We start from the raw sequence: 17,354 nt of genomic DNA on the forward strand, positions 1-17,354 counted from the left end.
TTATAAAAGAAAGATATAATCATGACAAAACCTGCTAATAACCCACATAAACCATCACCTTCTGATACACCGACAGACCGCCCTGAAGATAACGGTAATAAAACCATTCAACGCCCGGAGGATAAAGATTATGACGCCGAAAACGCCGACTTTGGCAATGTGGACAAAACCCACCGCGAGGATGAAGAACCGGTTAACCCCATCAAAACGCCACCAACTGAGAACGAGGGTATGAAACAAGGCAAAGTGCAGCCTGATTAATTTTAGTTGCGAGGAAAGAGGTGCGTGGTGCGTGAAATTGCAACTAAATGAAGACCACTGCATCCATCAAATTTTCCTTACAAACAGCAAATGGCAGCTTAATTCATCGTTCTACAAAATCTCGCTCCTCGCAACTGGCAACCCGCTCCTAAAATCACCTCGCTATACCAGCTGAGTTAAATTGTAAATCGTATAGTTTGCGGTAATAGCCGTTAGGGATACGAAGCAGTTCCTGGTGGGTACCAATTTCTTTGATCTCGCCATGGTCCAGTACGATGATCTTGTCCGCACTTTGGATGGTGGATAAGCGGTGGGCAATAACAATCGCGGTACGGCCCTGCATTAGTTTGCCGATGGCGTTCTGGATTAGTTCTTCCGTTTCTGTGTCGACTGATGATGTTGCTTCATCAAGCACCAATATCGCCGGATCATATACCAGCGCGCGGATAAACGAGATCAGTTGTGCCTGCCCTGCGGAAAGGGTTGCCCCGCGTTCCATCACGTTGTATTGATAGCCGCCGGGCAGCCTTTCAATAAATTCATGCGCGCCAACGTCTTTAGCGGCAGCGATAATTCTATCCAGGCTAATGGCCGGATTATTCAGGCTGATGTTATTGGCAATAGTATCAGAAAACAGGAAGACATCCTGGATCACCGTAGCAATTTTAGATCTTAAAAAACCTGTTTCGTACTCGTGCAGGTCTTTCCCATCCAACAACACCTTTCCTTTGCCAATATCATAAAATCGGTTCAGGATATTGATAGTTGACGATTTACCCGCTCCTGTCGCCCCTACCAGCGCCAGTGTTTCGCCCGGCTTTACCTCGAAACTGATATTTTTCAGCACCCAGTTATCATCCACGTAAGCGAACCAAACATCTTCGAACTTAATATCGCCTTTGATCTCGCCGGATTTAATCGTTCCCTTATTTTCTGCAATGTCATCCGTATCCAGCACTTTGAAAATCCGGTCGGCACCCACCATACCCATTTGAAGGGTATTGAACTTATCTGCCAGCTGGCGGATCGGGCGGAACAGCAAGTTCAACAATGCAATAAATTCGACAATGCGCCCCGCAGTAATGCCTTTGCCATGCGCCGTCATGGCAGCTAATTGCTGATCGGAAAGGATGCGCTTACAGCCATACCAAACCAACAAACCCATACACATGGCGAACAAGATTTCCACCACTGGGAAAAAGATAGAATAGTACCAGTTAGAACGAATGTTGGCATCCCGGTACTTCATATTCACGGCTTTGAACTTGCCCATCTCCTGCTCTTCCCTGGCGAAATACTGGATAATGCCGATACCGGAAATATGCTCTTGTAAAAAAGTGTTCAGTTGCGATACCTGCGTGCGTACTTCCTGGAAAGATACTTTGATCGCCTCTTTGAAAATGTACGTCGCCAGCAACAGGAACGGTATCGGGATCAGGGTGATCAGCGTTAGCTTCCAATCCTCGTTCAGCATGTAGATAATAATGGAGACGACCACCAGCATATCGCCGGTTATCGAGATCAATCCTTCTGAGAAAATATCGGCGATGGTTTCCAGATCTGAAACGGTACGGGTGATCAGCATACCTATAGGCGTACGGTCGAAATAACGTAAGCGCAGACTGATAATATGGTTGAACACATCCTTACGCAGATCGCGGATAACAGACTGACCCAGACTATTAGTTAAAAAGGTTTGATAGTATTGCGCCAGCGTCTGGATAATCAGTTGGGCAATCATCAAACCCACCATAAACACCAACCCATCATAGTTACCAACTACAATGTAATTATCCAGTGTCTTCTGTATCAGGATGGGTTGTATCAGCACCACTACGGCTAAAAAGACTGTCAAGAATGCGGCAATAGCAAACGTTATCCTGTAAGGACGCACGTAATGCATCACCCTGCCCATTAATTTCCAGTCTATCGCGTTCCCGGTTACAGCCATTTTTTTATTTCGAAATTCGAATTTTCAATTTCGGATTTTCATTGATCCTATGTCTTTAAGAAAACATTCGAGACTCAAGATTTTATCTTGTTTCCTGATTCTTGTTTCTTGCATCTATCCCCCAAGGGGATATGGATATTTTACTTCCGTTAAATATAACCCGCAGGCAGGCACAGATGTTCCGGCGTTGCTGCGGTTTTTACTTTCTATAATTTGCCTTACGGCCTCTGGTTCTATATCTTTTCGTCCAACCATTAACAACGTACCAACGATTGCCCGAACCATGTTGCGCAAGAAGCGGTCTGCAGAGATATCAAATACAATACCACCGTCACGCTCTTCCCATTCTGCCCTGCTGATCTTACAATTATTCGTGAAGGTTTGCGTGTTCGATTTACTAAAACAGCTGAAGTCGGTATATTCTTTTATGATCGCCGCGGCTTCATTCATCAGGCGAATATCCGGTTTGTCGCGCAGTAACCACGAATAGTTATGCTTAAAAGGGTCTTTCCCGAAATGAATATGATACTCGTATGATCTTAACGTGGCATCGAACCTGGCATGTGCTTCAGCATCTACGGGGATAATGCGTTTAACGCCGATGTCGAAAGGAAGCAGCGCGTTAAGGCCTGTGATGGCGCGTCCATAGTCCATGGTCCATGGTCCATCGTCTAAATCTACATGTGCAAAAAACTCTTTGGCATGTACGCCGGTGTCCGTGCGCCCGCAACCAACTGTTTCTATCGGCTGCCTCAATAACGTGCTTAACGCTTTATCGAGCATCTCCTGTACGGTAATCGCGTTTGGCTGTATCTGCCAGCCGTGATAGTTGGTTCCGTCATAAGCAAGTTCTATAAAGTACCGTTGATTTTCTGCCACAGCGCAAAGTTAGCAAAACGTAGTTAGGCTAAAAAAGATATCCGGTTCAGACCTCATCGCCCGTATTATATTTTTATACAAACAATTTTATCTTTGCTTCGCTATACACCATCATGATACAAAGAATCCAAACCGTTTACCTGCTATTTGCAGGTCTGCTGATCTTCGCCCTATATCTTTTCCCTTTAGCACACGATGTTTTCATCAACGGAGTGGCTTCTACTATTAAAGTTACCGGCGTTTATCAGAATGTTAACGGCCAGCAAGTGCAAACGCAGCCTTTTGCAGCCCTGAGCATCATCACCGCAGTTATTGGCTTGGTTCCTGTAGTAATTGTCTTCCTGTTCCGTAACCGAAAACAACAAATTGCTTTGTGTTACAGCGCTATATTAGTGGTAATAGGTTACAGCTTCTGGGTAGCACAAACTGTAAAAAATGCAACCGGCGGCGTTACGTTAGCTACCAGCAATATGGGTATCGGATTGTTTTTAACCTGCATCAGCATATTTCTGTTAATTGCGGCTGCAAAGGCTATCCAGAAAGATGAAAAACTGGTGCGCTCTGCAGATAGGCTGCGGTAACGGGGAATACATGCTCAAATCCATCTGTAGATGTTGAAGAGCGCTAATTTCTATTTCGATTGATGTCCAGCGAGTTGATCCTCAGAAATATTAGCAAGCATATCGAACTCGATGAGCACGAGGTGGAAGTTTTTCTTTCCCTCGTCAAAAGAAAAAGCATCCCCAAAAAAACCATTCTTTTAAATGCCGGTGAAAGCTGCAAGTACCTTAATTATGTGGATAGCGGCGCACTCAGGTCTTACTGTATCGACAAGGATGGCAAAGAAGCAACCGTGATGTTTGCCGTGGCAGACTGGTGGGTAACAGACATGTATTGCTATTTAAACAGCAAACCAGCCATGATGTACATAGAGGCGCTGGAAGATAGCTGCATCTACCAGTTAAGCCGCGAAAATTTAGAAAAGCTTTTTCGCACCATTCCAAAATTCGAAAGGTTTTTCAGGATACTGATGCAGAATGCGTACACCCGAGAACAATTACGGGTGATTGAAAACCTTACCCTGCCCGCCGAAGACCGCTACGATAACTTTATGAAGAAATATCCGCAAGCGGCAGAAACGGTTACCCAAAAGCAGATTGCTTCTTACCTCGGTATCACCCCGGAACATTTAAGCGCGATCAGAAAAAATAAAAATAAAACCGCGTCTTAAGCTATCTTAATTTTTTGCCGGAAAGCTTTCCTTTTCTTAGTAAAAAATTGCAACCATGCTTATACTTATTGCAGGGCCATACCGCAGTGGCACCAATGACGACCCGGTTCTAATCAAACAAAACCTCGACAGATTGGAAGCTGTCGCCTTACCGTTATTCAGAAAAGGCCATGTACCCATGATTGGCGAATGGGTGGCCTTACCTTTAATCCATCTGGCAGGATCTACCCAACCCGGTGATGCAGCCTGGGAAGAAATACAGTACCCGGTAGCACACCGCTTGCTGGAAAAGTGTGATGCCGTATTAAGGATAGAAGGCGATTCGAAAGGGGCGGATGAAGACGTAAGGGTAGCCACCGAAAGGGGACTAAAAGTCTATTACCACATCGATGAGGTGCCCGATGCAAACTGAAAAGGTGAGAATCCGAAGCTCCGAGATTCTTTCAGACAACTGGTATACACTCAAAAAAGTCACCTACGACTATTTGCAGAAAGACGGCACCTGGAAAGCTCAAAGCCGGGAGAGCTACGACCGGGGAAATGGTGCGACAATATTATTGTATAACACCATCTCCAGAACCGTCATCTTAACCCGGCAGTTCCGGCTACCCACCTTCCTGAACGGAAACTCAACCGGCCTACTCATTGAGGCTTGCGCCGGTTTGTTAGATGAAGACAGCCCGGAAGAATGTATCAGAAGGGAAACAGAAGAAGAAACGGGTTATCGGATCTCAACCGTTGAGAAAATATTCGAAGCCTACATGTCGCCGGGTTCCGTAACCGAAATACTCCATTTTTTTATCGCAGAATATTCCCATAAAATGAAAGTAGGCGAAGGCGGCGGCCTGGCTCATGAGCAGGAGGATATCGAGATTTTAGAATTAGCCTTCGATACCGCCTTCGGGATGATAGCCTCCGGCGAAATCACAGATGCCAAAACTATTATGTTGCTGCAGCAAATTCGGTTAAACGGCTTGTTATGACCTATCAGTTTTGAGTTAAAAATTTACCCTGACAAAAGTCAATTTGTTTTCAGCGTATTTAAACGACCTGTAGCTGCCCTGGCAAAAGCATGAATTTCAGGTTTTTAACTTCATTAGCTCCGGTCTCAACAAAAAGTACTTTCACATGATGTAAATTCCATTATAATCCTTACCTTTGCACCCGATTTGGCAATGGTGCCAAGTTCGTTATTTTAAATCATGAACCCATTTAGTCAACTGGGAATCCGTCATGATATTGTTAATGCCATCACTGAATTAGGATTTGAAAATCCTACGCCAATACAGGAAGCTTCTATTCCTGTACTTTTGTCAGGCAGCAACGATTTTGTCGGATTAGCCCAAACGGGAACCGGAAAAACGGCTGCTTTCGGACTGCCTTTACTTGAATTAGTCGATTTTAACCAAAATCATCCACAGGCTTTAGTGCTTTGCCCTACACGGGAATTGTGTCTGCAAATTGCTAATGACCTTAATAAGTTTGCCAAAAATATCGCCAACGTTAATGTTGTAGCGGTATATGGTGGAGCAAGCATTATGGACCAACTGCGTGCTATCAAACGCGGCGTTCAGATTGTGGTTGCTACCCCTGGCCGTATGCTGGATATCATTGGTCGTAAGGCGATTGATTTTTCTGATATACGCTACGTAGTATTAGACGAGGCCGACGAAATGCTGAACATGGGATTTCAGGAAGATATCGATGAGATTCTTTCTACAACTCCCGAAGAGAAAAAAACATGGCTTTTCTCTGCCACTATGCCTGCCGAAGTAAGGCGCATAGCGAAAAAATACATGACCGACCCGCATGAGCTTACCATGGGTAAGCAAAATACCGGTAATGAAAACATTGAGCACGAGTATTATGTGGTACGTGCCCGTGATAAATATGCTGCGTTTAAACGTATTGTAGATTTTAACCCTGAGATTTTTGGTATCGTTTTCTGCCGCACCAAAATAGAAACCCAGGAAATTGCCGAAGCTTTAATTAAAGACGGCTACAATGCAGATTCGCTGCACGGCGATTTATCGCAGCAGCAACGCGATAAGGTAATGAAACGTTACCGCGAACGCAGCTTACAGTTGTTAATTGCAACAGACGTAGCAGCCCGTGGTATCGACGTGAATGACGTGACGCACGTGATCAACTATTCACTGCCTGACGAGATTGAGAACTACACCCACCGTAGCGGCCGTACAGCCCGTGCCGGTAAAACAGGTGTGTCTATCGCCATCATCAACCAAAAAGAGGTTGGCAAAATTCGCCAGATAGAGAAAGTGATCGGTAAACGCTTTATTAAAGCTGAAGTGCCAACCGGTTTCGACGTTTGCGAAAAGCAATTGTTCTCTATGATCCATAAGGTTCATCATGTAGAAGTGAATGAAGCGCAGATAGAGCAATACATTCCGCGCATTATGGACGAGTTTGCCGAAATGAGCAAAGAGGAAGTAATCAAACGCTTTGCTTCTATCGAGTTCAACCGCTTCCTGGATTACTATAAAAACGCGCCAGACCTGAACGCTCCTGAAGAGCGCAGAGGCGACCGCGATGGTGGCGAGCGCTTTGCACGTACCGGAACCCGTGGCGATTTTACCCGTTTGTTCATTAACCTTGGTTCTGTTGACGGCTTCGGTCGCGGCGACCTGTTAGGTTACATCTGCAACAATACCCGTATCAGTGGTAAAACTGTTGGTAAGATCGATGTCAAAGGAGTGTATTCTTTCTTCGAGGTACAAAACAATGACGTTGACCAGGTGTTTAACGGCTTTAAAAGCACAGATTACAAAGGTCGTCAGGTTAGAATAGAAATTTCTGGAGATGAGCGTAACGAAAGTCGCGGTGGTGCGTCTAAAGGATATAACCGACGCGAAGGCGGTAACCGTCGTGAAGGCGGCCGCGACAGACGCGATGGTAACGGCGGCGGTTTCAGAGATTTTTCTGGCAAGCGCCGCGAAGATCGTGCTGAAAGAAGCAAACGCTGGTAATTAGTATAGAAATTTAGTTTTAGTTAGTTTAGTTAGTTGACAAAGCCTTCCTGGTGCAGGGGGGCTTTTGTTTTTTTAACGCACGAACGCCATAGCTACAAAATCCGGGGCAAGCAGTTGAAGCCTGCTACGATCATTTAACTGTTGGATTACAAACAGGGTATTGGAGAGGTTGCTATCGGTAGAAGTGCAAATGGTGCCTCCCTTAAGATAATAATCTTTTACAAGGCCCTTCCCCATAGCAAACTGCCTTTCGGTGATCTTCAGCCTGGTAGCCATTTTAGCAGATTGCCAATCGCCCTTTAGCCTGGTTTTCTTGTTGTTGGTAGAACAAGCTGCGCCGGCTAAGATACCGGCGCAGGTAAGATGTATCGTAAATAACGCTAAATTCTTCATCTCATCTCTCACACTATTCCCTGCGCTATTTACAATTACATCTTCATATCATGTTTATCGCGGATCTGCGATTTTTTAAGAAACACATGATGGCCTTTTTTATCCACGTAGTAATAACGGGCCTTACCATCAATATAAACATCTTCACCATTAGGTGCACATTTCCCTTTATACCTTTGGTCTGCTACCGCAGAAGCGCCTTTTGATGCAAGCTCTGAAGTTTTGTGAGCTGTTTTCTTAGCTACTCTTGAAGTGGTATGCCCTACTTTTTTAGCAGTACGTTCCACACCGTTATCTTGTGCGTAAGCTTGTACGGCACAGCCTAACACTAATGCCATACAGGTTGATCTGAATAAATTTTTCATAGCTTTCTGAAATAAATTTCAGAAACTAACTCAATTGTTCTGCCAATCGTTTCATTTGCTGCACCGGAGGCTTTTTTTGATACAAAATCGCATATACGGCCTCGCAGATGGGCATAGAAACGTTGTATTGTTTATTCACCTGGTGTAGACAATTTACTGCATAATATCCTTCGGCTACCATGTTCATTTCTAGTTGAGCCGAGGTAACGGTATAACCTTTACCGATCATATTACCGAAGGTACGGTTACGGCTGAACTGCGAATAAGCAGTTACCAGCAAATCGCCCAGGTAGGCAGATTCTTTAATATCGCGGTCGATGGGGTGAACTGCATCAACAAAATCTTTCAGCTCGCGGATAGCATTAGATATCAGCACCGCCTGAAAGTTATCGCCATACCCTACCCCGTGGCAAATGCCACTGGCTATGGCGTAAATATTTTTTAGCACGGCAGCCCATTCGGTGCCATAGATATCATCAGATACTACCGTTTTGATGTAGCGGGTATTAACCAGGCTTGCAAACTGCCTGGCAAGCGCGGTATCGCGCGAAGCTATGGTTAGGTAAGAAAGCTTTTCCAACGCAACTTCTTCTGCATGGCAAGGGCCGCTTAATACGATAAAGTTATTAAAGGGTACCTGGTAATGCTGGTGCATAAAATCGCCGATGATCTGGTTCTCATCCGGCACGATACCTTTAATAGCCGAAACGATATATTTCCCTTTCAGATCATCAGCAGTAATGTCTTTAAAGGCATCCTTTAAAAAAGCAGCAGGAACGTTCAGCAGGATAAACTCAGCCTGTTCAATAACAGCCTTAAGGTCTGTTGATATATTTTGAGCCGAAACTTTGATCTCGACAGAGCTCAGGTAATTAGGGTTGTGTTTGAACTTACGGATGTGCTCAACCGCCTCGCCATTACGCATCCACCACAATATATCTTTTGATGCCGTGTTATCTGCCAGCATCTTGATGTTAGCCGTGGCCCAGCTTCCACCTCCAATAACGGCTACTTTGTTCTGAAAATTCATTAATCGAAAAAGTTTGTCAGGTTGATAATGTTCCGACCAGACAAAGTAAAAAATTATTCAGTAGTTTTTATGAAAGGTGTGTGTAACTATTTTAAACCCGGTATAAAAACAAAGTCCCGCATGGTTGAGCATGCAGGACTTTGTGTCACTTAGATGGGATCAGCTTATTTAGATTTATCATCCGGGTTGAACAGTTTCGACTTGTCCACTTTCTCCACCTCCATTTTGTCTTTCAGAACCTTAGAAATGGCAGAGTAAGGTGCAGATACCACTTCTTCTCCCCCGTTCAGGCCGGAAAGAATCTGGATGTAGCTATCGTCCTGGATACCGGTCTTCACTTCTACCTGGCTTACTTTACCGCCTTTGTAAACAAATACATATTCTTTGGTAACGCTGCCTATTTTCTTTTGCTTATCATCGTCGTCGCCTTCCTTCTTCGCACCAGCGTCATCTTTTTTCTCCTCGCGGGTAGTTACAGACTGGATTGGAACGGACAACGCATGGGTATGGTTAGTCTGGATATCAACCGTACCGGTAAGGCCCGGGCGGAACGGTGAGCGTTCTGCACCTTTATTACCCTTCATCAATTCCAGGTATGATTTCGGGTCGATACGCACCTTTACGGTAAAATTGGTCACCTGGTCGGCGTTGGTACCTACTACGTTTGCAGAACTGCCTATCTCGTAAACCACGCCGTCAAAAATCTTGTTGGCGAAAGCGTCGATCTGAATTTTTGAAGAATCGCCGATGCTAACACGGTTAATATCGTTTTCATTCACATCTACGTTCACATCCATTTTGCTCAGATCAGAAATGGTCATGATCTCGGTGCCTGTCATCTGGATGGTACCTACCACACGTTCGCCTTTTTCTACCGCCAGTTTAGAAACTACACCATCAACCGGCGAGTAAATAGTAGTTTTTGCCAAGTTATCGTTTGCCTCTTTAACGCCGGCTTGTGATTGTGCCAGTCCGTAACGTGCACCGATCACCGCCTGTCTTAAAGCTTCGATATTTGCTTTGGCAGCGTTGTAATTAGCGCGGGCCTGCTCAAATTCGGCCGCGGTAACTACCTTACTTTTATATAACTGCTCGGTACGTTTAAATACAGATTCTGTATTGGCAAAGTTGGCTTCTGCCTGTTTCAAGCCTTGCTCGGTATTGGCCACCTGTGCTTTCTGGGTGTTGAATGACGCTACAGCGCGCTCGTAACCAGATTTTAAAATATCCGGACGGATACGGCACAACAGCTGCCCTTTCTTCACTACATCACCTTCCTTGATCGGCAGGTCTACAATTTCTCCGGATACCTCAGAGCTGATCTTTACCTCAACCTCGGGTTTGATCTTACCGCTGGCAGATACCGTTTCGTTGATATCGCGCTGCGCCGCTTTATCTGTAGCAACCTGCGTTTTTTGGGGCTTACCAATTAAGCCGGTTGCCTTACCTATAATCAGCAATAGTATAAGTACACCCAGTGTAATTAAAACATATTTTGTAGTCTTTCCCATGCGAGTGAATATGGATTGTTGTAGAGTTTAAAGTGTTATCGGGTTGCCTAAATAGTAATCAATCACCTTGCTTCTGAAAATAAGCTCGTAGCGTGCAAGGATCATATCATTCTGTGATTTGTTCAGATTATTTAATGAGGTGTTGTAATCGAGCGAGTTCACCAAGCCAACATTGTATCGCTGCTGTACCACATTAAAGGCGTCTTTATTCGCCTGGTAGGTCTGCTGTGCCGACTGGTATTTACGGTCCGCCGCCTGCAGGTCAAGCAGGGCCTGACTAATGGTTTTCGCCAGGTTGTTCTTTGCCAACTGGGTGGATACTTCTGCATTTTTATAATTTAACTGTGCCTTGCGCACGCTGGTACGTGCCAGGTAGCGGTTAAAAATGGGGATCTGTAAGTTAAGCCCCACAGATTGGTTGAAGTTGTTGCTGAACTGGCTGGTAAGCGAATAAGAAGGCGAATAAACCGCGGATTGAAACTGCCCGAATACAGGGGTGTTGGTTCCCTGCACCGTCCCGATTTGTTGGGTGACGGTTGTTACCCCCACTACGTTTTGCGATATACTGGAATAGTTAGACCCTATACTGCCAAATAGCGACAGTACCGGTAGATAAGCCGCGCGTGCTACTTTTACCGCTTGCGCATAGGCGCGTTGCTGCGTTTCTGCCAGCCGGATATCCGGGTTAACATTTAACGCTGTATTGATTACCTCCTGGTTAGCATAAGCCGTTTTAATATCGTTGATCTTGGCAACGTCCGGGCGTTCGATCACAATTTCCGTAGCCGGGTTCATTTCCATATACTGCTTTAAAGTAAGCAGGGTTAGCGCCAGTTGGTTCTGCGCATTAGTCATATTCAGGTCTGCGGTTGATTGCTGTGCTTTAGCCTGTGAAAGATCGGCCAGGGTAGCGTTGCCCGCATCGAAACTTTTTTGCGTACGGTCTAACGTGATCTTTGCAATATCTATCTGTTGCTGTGCAGCAGCAACTAGGTCCTGGTTGGTTAAAACCGATAGAAAGTTGGTTACTACACTCAGCACCAAATCATTCTTCACCTTTGCGGTATTACTTTTATTGGCATCCAGCAAAATCCTGTTTTGCAATATCTGGTTACGTAACTGCCCGCCCTGGAACAGGATAACCGATGCCTGCGCCTGACCGTTCACATAAAGGAACGACTGGCTGGTGTAAGAATAGGTGGTTAAGTTAGGGCTGCGGCCAAAGTTGTATGATCCCTGCGATGAAGCTGATAAAGAAGGCAACAGGTTATTTTTAGACTGTTTGTAATCTTCATTTGATAAGGCTTCCGTGAATTGTGCCTGCTTAATCGTCAGGTTGCGCTCAAGAGTAAGGTCGATGGCGCGCTGCAGGGTAATTTTCTCCTGGGCGCTTGCCTTCATAACTACCACGGTTGATAGCGCAAGGGCGGTGATCAGCGATTTCTTTAGTACAATTAATTTCATACAGTATCCGGTGGTTGGGCGCAGGGCTTCTTTGTTTAAAGTATCAGTTTAATCAATAACGCGGGTAAAAAATAAATAACTTTATTTGTACATGTACCTGGTGAAAACTCCCTGGCTGCTTAAAAAGCTATATCCAAAACTGATCTGGAATGCCAATCGTGATACCCGTACCATTTACCTCACGTTTGACGACGGGCCTATACCTGTTGTTACACCTTTTGTATTAAATATTTTAAAGCAGTATCAGGCTAAAGCTACTTTTTTCTGTATAGGAGACAATGTACGTAAGCATCCGGATATTTTTGAGCGGGTAAAGGGGGAAGGGCATGCCATCGGCAACCACACCTTCAACCACTTAAAAGGCTGGAAAACAGACGATCGGGTATACCTTGAAAATATAAAAGCATGCGACGAATACTTCCATACCAACCTGTTCCGCCCCCCTTACGGCAGGGCCAAACGCCGCCAGGTAGATCTGCTGAAACTGCAGAACCCCGATGTTAAAGTGATTATGTGGGACGTGCTAAGCGGCGATTTTGACCAATCGCTGAAACCTGAAGACTGCCTTAAAAACGTTTTGAAGCATACCGAGAGCGGCTCTATTGTGGTGTTTCACGATAGCCTGAAAGCATTTAACCGTTTAGAATATGTACTGCCGCGTGCAATGGCGTACTGGCAGCAAAATGGTTATGAGTTTGGTTTGATTTAAGCCTTAGCCCTGATTCTGCTGGGCAAGCCCCCATTCTGCCATACCATCTAAAATCGTATTCAGGCTTTTACCAGCAGTGGTAAGGCTATACGTTACATGCGGAGGTACAACCGGCAGCGATTTGCGTTCTACCAAACCGTCGGCTTCCAGTTCTTTCAGGTGCTGGATCAGCATCTTTTCTGTAATAGGCGGGATACACCGCTTGAGCTCCCCATAACGCAGCGGCCCCTTCTGTAAATTAAAAAGGATTAGCGGTTTCCACCTGCCGCCGATCTTTTCCAAAGTAAATGATACCGGGCACTGAAACTGAACAATGCGTTTATTCTCAAAATTGGTGGAGGTTTCCTTTATCGCCGTCACTTTGATACTTACTTTAGGGTTAGTACTTGCTTATTTGACAGTAAAGGTAGTAGTTTTGCTTCAACAAAAAAGAAAAAACCATGAAATACGTACTATCAGGCTCACTGGGTAATATCAACAAACCACTTACCGAAAAACTAATAGCAGCCGGTCACGATGTAACCGTTATCAGCAGCAGCGAAGACAGAAAACCGCAAATTGAAGCACTTGGTGCAAAAGCAGCTATTGGCAGCGTGACAGACGAAAGCTTTCTTGCAGAAACCTTTAAAGGTGCGGATGCCGTGTTTACCCTAATCCCACCGATACTGATTGATAAGGACTGGAAAGGATATATTCACAGCGTAGGTAAAAAATTCGCGAATGCGATAAAGGAAGCGGGTGTGAAAAAAGTGGTAAATCTAAGCAGCATCGGTGCGCACATGCCAGAAGGTTGCGGCCCGGTTTCAGGCCTTCACTTTGCAGAGCAGGAGCTAAATGCGTTAGCAGGCGTAGACGTTAAACACCTTCGCCCGGGTTATTTCTATACCAACCTATATGCTATGATCGGCCTGATCAAACATGCGGGTATTATTGGTAATAATTTTACCGCTGATGTCGCTATCACCATGGTTCATCCTAATGATATTGCCGAGGCAGCAGCAGAAGAACTGCTCAACTTAAACTTTACCGGCAACAGCGTAAGATATGTAGTAAGCGACGAGCGCACCAGCAAAGAAGTAGCCGCTGTTTTAGGCGCTGCCATTAGCAAGCCCGAACTGCCTTACGTAGAATTCACCGACGAACAAAATCTTGATGGGATGTTGCAAGCCGACTTACCAGAAGAGGTTGCTAAAAACTACGTAGAAATGGGTACAGCTATCCGTTCAGGAGAAATGGCTGCAGACTATCGCCAACACCCGGTTACTTTATCTAAAACCAAACTGGAAGACTTTGCTAAAGAATTCGCCGCAGCTTATAATGCCTAATGATTATTTAAATTAATCAGGCTGAATATTTATACGAGGGCTTCTGAAAAGAGGTCCTTTTTTCTTGACTTAAAGCTGATTACGCGGCACGGCAAAAATCCATACCTTTGCCCATCAAAAATTAGAAGTGGATATTAATAATCATACGCTGAAGGAGTACGCCGAAGGGAAGTTATTGCTGATCAACAAGCCCTACCGCTGGACGAGTTTTGATGTTGTGGGCAAACTGCGTAATGCATTTAAACCACTGAAACTAAAAGTTGGCCACGCAGGCACACTTGATCCGCTGGCAACAGGCTTGCTGGTGATCTGCACCGGTAAGATGACCAAGCAGATTGATACCTTCCAGGCAGAGGAAAAGGAATATACCGGCACGCTGATCCTTGGTGCAACTACCCCCTCTTACGACCTGGAAACGGAAGTAGATGAAACTTTCGACATTAGCTACATTACCGAAGATGATATTTATGCTGCCGCAAAACAGTTTGTTGGCGAGATACAGCAGTATCCACCCGCACACTCTGCCATTAAGGTAGGTGGCGAACGTTTATATGAAAAGGCGCGCCGCGGTGAGGATGTAGAGTTGAAAACGCGTACGGTTACGATCACCGAGTTTGAAATCACCAGCGTCAACCTGCCCGAAGTAAGCTTCAGGGTGGTATGTAGTAAGGGCACTTATATCCGTTCGCTGGTTTATGATTTTGGCCGCGCCTTAAATAACGGTGCTTATCTTTCACGGTTACGCCGTACCCGAAGTGGTGATTTTAGGATAGAAGATGCCCATGAAATTATGCAGCTGGTAGGCGAGGTCAGGAAGTTGAAGGAGGAAACCGCTCCCCAACCCTCCCCGGTAGAGAGGGCTTTGGTTGAAGGAGCAGATAGCAACGATAATGGAGGGAGGGGCGACCTATGAAACTTTACCATCACATTAACGAATTTGAACCGGTAAAGAATGCCGTGGTTACCATAGGCACTTTTGACGGCGTACATCTGGGGCACCGAAAAATTATCAGCCGGATTATCGAGCTGGCAAAAGATATCAACGGCGAATCGGTGATCCTGACTTTCTTTCCGCATCCCCGGATGATCCTTCACCCTGAAGATCAGGACCTGAAACTGATCACCACCATCAACGAAAAGGCAGAACTGCTGGAAGCATTGGGCGTAGACCATTTAATTATCACGCCGTTCTCGCGCGATTTTTCAAACCAATCTGCCGAAGAATACATTACCGAAATGCTGGTAAAACGGATTGGCATCAGGAAGATTGTGATTGGTTATGACCATCGCTTCGGTAAAGACCGCACAGGTGGGTTACAGGATCTACAGCGTCTGGGGCCTGCTTACGGTTTTGACGTGATGGAGATTCCCGAACAGGACATTGATGATGTTGCTGTGAGCTCTACCCGCATTCGTAAAGCTTTGTTGGAAGGCGATATTGCACTGGCCAATTCATTTTTGGGTTACCCGTTCTACCTTACGGGAAAGGTAATTCGCGGAGATCAGATCGGCAGGCAGATCGGCTATCCTACCGCTAACCTGGCCATAGAAGAACAGTATAAGCTCATTCCATCAGATGGGATCTATGCCGTGAAAGCGCAACTGGATAATAAGTTCTTTGGCGGTATGGCCTATATCGGCCACCGGCCAACCATTAACGGCATGACGCGCAATATCGAAGTGAACATCTTTGATTTTAACCGCGAGATCTACAACCAGGAGTTAAAGCTGCATTTCCTGCATTTCGTCCGCCATGATGTTAAGTTCAATTCGTTAGCAGAACTGACAACGCAGTTGGGCAAGGATAAAGAAGCCGTGCTTGCGTTGCTGGAAAACCATTAACTCTCCAATCATTTATATCCAGGGGATGTGCAAAAACAAATTTGACCATCCTATTAAAGTTAGGTAAGTTTACTAAAGTGAAGGCGTCATTGCGCGGAGCACCTTATAGTGCGACAAAGCAATCCCAGAAAGCTTAATACGAGATTGCTTCGTTCCGCGCAATGACGATGTCTTTAAAAATATTTTTACTAATTTTTTTAGCATTTATAAAATATATCATTATCTTTGTTTTAAGATACATTCAGAATGAGCAACGCAGATAAATTGAAAGCATTGCAGCTTACATTAGATAAGCTGGAAAAGTCGTACGGCAAAGGAACCATCATGAAATTAGGCGATAGTGTAATTGAGCCTATGGAAGCCATTTCAACCGGTTCCATCAGCCTGGATATTGCATTAGGAATTGGCGGCCTGCCGAAAGGCCGTATCGTGGAAATATATGGCCCGGAATCATCCGGTAAAACAACCCTGGCTATTCATGCAATTGCAGAGTGCCAGAAAAAAGGCGGCATTGCTGCCTTTATAGACGCCGAGCATGCGTTCGACCGTTTCTATGCCAAGAAATTAGGCGTAGACGTAGAGAACCTGCTGATCTCGCAGCCGGATAACGGTGAGCAAGCGTTAGAGATTGCTGATAACCTGATCCGTTCAGGTGCTATTGATATCATCGTGATTGACTCCGTAGCGGCATTAGTACCTAAAGGCGAGATCGAAGGTGAAATGGGGGATTCTAAAATGGGCTTACAGGCACGTTTAATGTCGCAAGCCTTACGTAAGCTAACCGGTACTATCAGCAAAACCGGATGCTGCTGTATCTTCATCAACCAGTTGCGCGATAAGATCGGTGTAATGTTTGGTAACCCGGAAACTACTACCGGTGGTAACGCACTTAAATTCTACGCCTCTGTACGTTTAGATGTGCGCCGTATCTCTCAAATTAAAGATACAGACGAGGTTTCTGGTAACCGCGTTAAGGTGAAGATTGTAAAGAACAAAGTTGCACCTCCGTTCCGCATTGCTGAGTTTGATATTATGTTTGGTGAAGGTATTTCTAAAGCCGGCGAGATTATCGACCTGGGTGTAGATTATAACATCATCAAGAAATCAGGCTCATGGTTCAGCTATGGCGATACCCGCTTAGGCCAGGGCCGCGATGCCGTTAAACAACTGATTTATGACAATCCGGAACTTGCAGAAGAACTGGAGACAAAAATCAAAGAAACCGTTACCGGCGAGCAACTTGCAGAAGAAGCATAGTCTATAACAAAATGTGTCTATATGAAGAGGCTGTCTCAAAAGGGCAGTCTCTTGTTGTTTAAGGGATATATTTTTAGTAACTTAAAGACATGGGAGGCAAAGTAGTCTTTAAGGAATATGACCCTGACCAGTTAACGTTTTTACCT

The 17,354-nt window shown here is 45.1% G+C and carries 19 protein-coding genes; 11 read left to right on the forward strand and 8 right to left on the reverse strand.

The window, feature by feature from the left end; genetic code table 11:
- Positions 1-21: 21 nt before the first annotated feature.
- Positions 22-261, forward strand: a complete 240-nt coding sequence (locus MUY27_RS19550; protein WP_245132985.1) for a hypothetical protein — start codon at positions 22-24, stop codon at positions 259-261.
- A gap of 154 nt (positions 262-415) precedes the next feature.
- On the opposite strand, the gene MUY27_RS19555 is transcribed toward MUY27_RS19550, so the two are convergent.
- Together MUY27_RS19555 and truA are read right to left on the reverse strand one after the other, a co-directional pair.
- Positions 416-2,212 (reverse strand): ABC transporter ATP-binding protein, encoded by a 1,797-nt coding sequence (locus tag MUY27_RS19555; protein WP_245132987.1) that lies wholly within the window; start codon positions 2,210-2,212, stop codon positions 416-418.
- Between the two features lie 114 nt (positions 2,213-2,326).
- Positions 2,327-3,091 carry a tRNA pseudouridine(38-40) synthase TruA gene (gene truA, locus MUY27_RS19560; protein WP_245132989.1) on the reverse strand — a complete coding sequence of 255 codons (765 nt, stop codon included), beginning with the start codon at positions 3,089-3,091 and terminating at the stop codon, positions 2,327-2,329.
- Positions 3,092-3,204: 113 nt separating this feature from the next.
- Between truA and MUY27_RS19565 the strand changes: the two genes are divergently transcribed.
- The 5 genes from MUY27_RS19565 (at position 3,205) to MUY27_RS19585 (ending at position 7,309) form a co-directional block, all read left to right on the forward strand.
- A complete protein-coding gene (locus MUY27_RS19565; RefSeq protein WP_245132990.1) occupies positions 3,205-3,672 on the forward strand; it encodes a DUF4293 domain-containing protein in 468 nt (155 codons plus the stop codon).
- A gap of 62 nt (positions 3,673-3,734) precedes the next feature.
- The gene (locus MUY27_RS19570) at positions 3,735-4,322 is read left to right on the forward strand and encodes a Crp/Fnr family transcriptional regulator (RefSeq protein ID WP_245132992.1); all 588 of its coding nucleotides are present in this window, start codon (positions 3,735-3,737) and stop codon (positions 4,320-4,322) included.
- A 55-nt stretch (positions 4,323-4,377) separates the two neighbouring features.
- Positions 4,378-4,734, forward strand: coding sequence for a DUF4406 domain-containing protein (locus MUY27_RS19575; RefSeq protein WP_245132995.1), 357 nt, complete (start codon positions 4,378-4,380; stop codon positions 4,732-4,734).
- A 4-nt stretch (positions 4,735-4,738) separates the two neighbouring features.
- Complete coding sequence (gene nudK, locus MUY27_RS19580) at positions 4,739-5,305, forward strand: GDP-mannose pyrophosphatase NudK (RefSeq protein ID WP_245132997.1); 567 nt, start codon at positions 4,739-4,741, stop codon at positions 5,303-5,305.
- 219 nt (positions 5,306-5,524) lie between these two features.
- Positions 5,525-7,309 carry a DEAD/DEAH box helicase gene (locus MUY27_RS19585; RefSeq protein WP_245132999.1) on the forward strand — a complete coding sequence of 595 codons (1,785 nt, stop codon included), beginning with the start codon at positions 5,525-5,527 and terminating at the stop codon, positions 7,307-7,309.
- A 75-nt stretch (positions 7,310-7,384) separates the two neighbouring features.
- On the opposite strand, the gene MUY27_RS19590 is transcribed toward MUY27_RS19585, so the two are convergent.
- From MUY27_RS19590 to MUY27_RS19610, 5 genes are all read right to left on the reverse strand, one after another.
- Positions 7,385-7,705, reverse strand: a complete 321-nt coding sequence (locus tag MUY27_RS19590) for a hypothetical protein (protein WP_245133001.1) — start codon at positions 7,703-7,705, stop codon at positions 7,385-7,387.
- 35 nt (positions 7,706-7,740) lie between these two features.
- Complete coding sequence (locus MUY27_RS19595; RefSeq protein ID WP_245133003.1) at positions 7,741-8,070, reverse strand: hypothetical protein; 330 nt, start codon at positions 8,068-8,070, stop codon at positions 7,741-7,743.
- A gap of 25 nt (positions 8,071-8,095) precedes the next feature.
- Complete coding sequence (locus tag MUY27_RS19600) at positions 8,096-9,100, reverse strand: NAD(P)H-dependent glycerol-3-phosphate dehydrogenase (RefSeq protein WP_245133005.1); 1,005 nt, start codon at positions 9,098-9,100, stop codon at positions 8,096-8,098.
- Between the two features lie 164 nt (positions 9,101-9,264).
- Complete coding sequence (locus tag MUY27_RS19605; RefSeq protein WP_245133007.1) at positions 9,265-10,611, reverse strand: efflux RND transporter periplasmic adaptor subunit; 1,347 nt, start codon at positions 10,609-10,611, stop codon at positions 9,265-9,267.
- Between the two features lie 27 nt (positions 10,612-10,638).
- Positions 10,639-12,075: a TolC family protein gene (locus MUY27_RS19610; RefSeq protein WP_245133009.1), complete on the reverse strand. Its 1,437-nt coding sequence runs from the start codon at positions 12,073-12,075 to the stop codon at positions 10,639-10,641.
- 91 nt (positions 12,076-12,166) lie between these two features.
- On the opposite strand from MUY27_RS19610, the gene MUY27_RS19615 reads away from it, so the two are divergent.
- Entirely contained in the window at positions 12,167-12,784 is a 618-nt protein-coding gene (locus tag MUY27_RS19615) for a polysaccharide deacetylase family protein (protein WP_245133012.1), read from the forward strand.
- A 3-nt stretch (positions 12,785-12,787) separates the two neighbouring features.
- On the opposite strand, the gene MUY27_RS19620 is transcribed toward MUY27_RS19615, so the two are convergent.
- On the reverse strand, positions 12,788-13,144 hold the full coding sequence (locus MUY27_RS19620) for a winged helix-turn-helix transcriptional regulator (RefSeq protein ID WP_338042703.1): 357 nt from the start codon (positions 13,142-13,144) through the stop codon (positions 12,788-12,790).
- Positions 13,145-13,224: 80 nt separating this feature from the next.
- Here MUY27_RS19620 and MUY27_RS19625 point away from each other — a divergent pair, with 80 nt between their 5' ends.
- The 4 genes from MUY27_RS19625 (at position 13,225) to recA (ending at position 17,208) form a co-directional block, all read left to right on the forward strand.
- Positions 13,225-14,109 carry an NAD(P)H-binding protein gene (locus MUY27_RS19625; RefSeq protein WP_245133014.1) on the forward strand — a complete coding sequence of 295 codons (885 nt, stop codon included), beginning with the start codon at positions 13,225-13,227 and terminating at the stop codon, positions 14,107-14,109.
- A 127-nt stretch (positions 14,110-14,236) separates the two neighbouring features.
- The gene (gene truB / locus MUY27_RS19630; protein WP_245133016.1) at positions 14,237-15,022 is read left to right on the forward strand and encodes a tRNA pseudouridine(55) synthase TruB; all 786 of its coding nucleotides are present in this window, start codon (positions 14,237-14,239) and stop codon (positions 15,020-15,022) included.
- Positions 15,019-15,951 (forward strand): bifunctional riboflavin kinase/FAD synthetase, encoded by a 933-nt coding sequence (locus tag MUY27_RS19635; RefSeq protein ID WP_245133018.1) that lies wholly within the window; start codon positions 15,019-15,021, stop codon positions 15,949-15,951. The genes truB and MUY27_RS19635 overlap by 4 nt, the downstream gene beginning before the upstream one ends.
- Positions 15,952-16,197: 246 nt before the next feature.
- Positions 16,198-17,208: a recombinase RecA gene (recA, locus tag MUY27_RS19640; protein WP_245133020.1), complete on the forward strand. Its 1,011-nt coding sequence runs from the start codon at positions 16,198-16,200 to the stop codon at positions 17,206-17,208.
- The last annotated feature ends 146 nt before the right edge of the window (positions 17,209-17,354 follow it).

Origin of the sequence: Mucilaginibacter straminoryzae, from assembly GCF_022953055.1 — a bacterium.
GTDB classification, from domain to species: Bacteria; Bacteroidota; Bacteroidia; order Sphingobacteriales; family Sphingobacteriaceae; genus Mucilaginibacter; species Mucilaginibacter straminoryzae.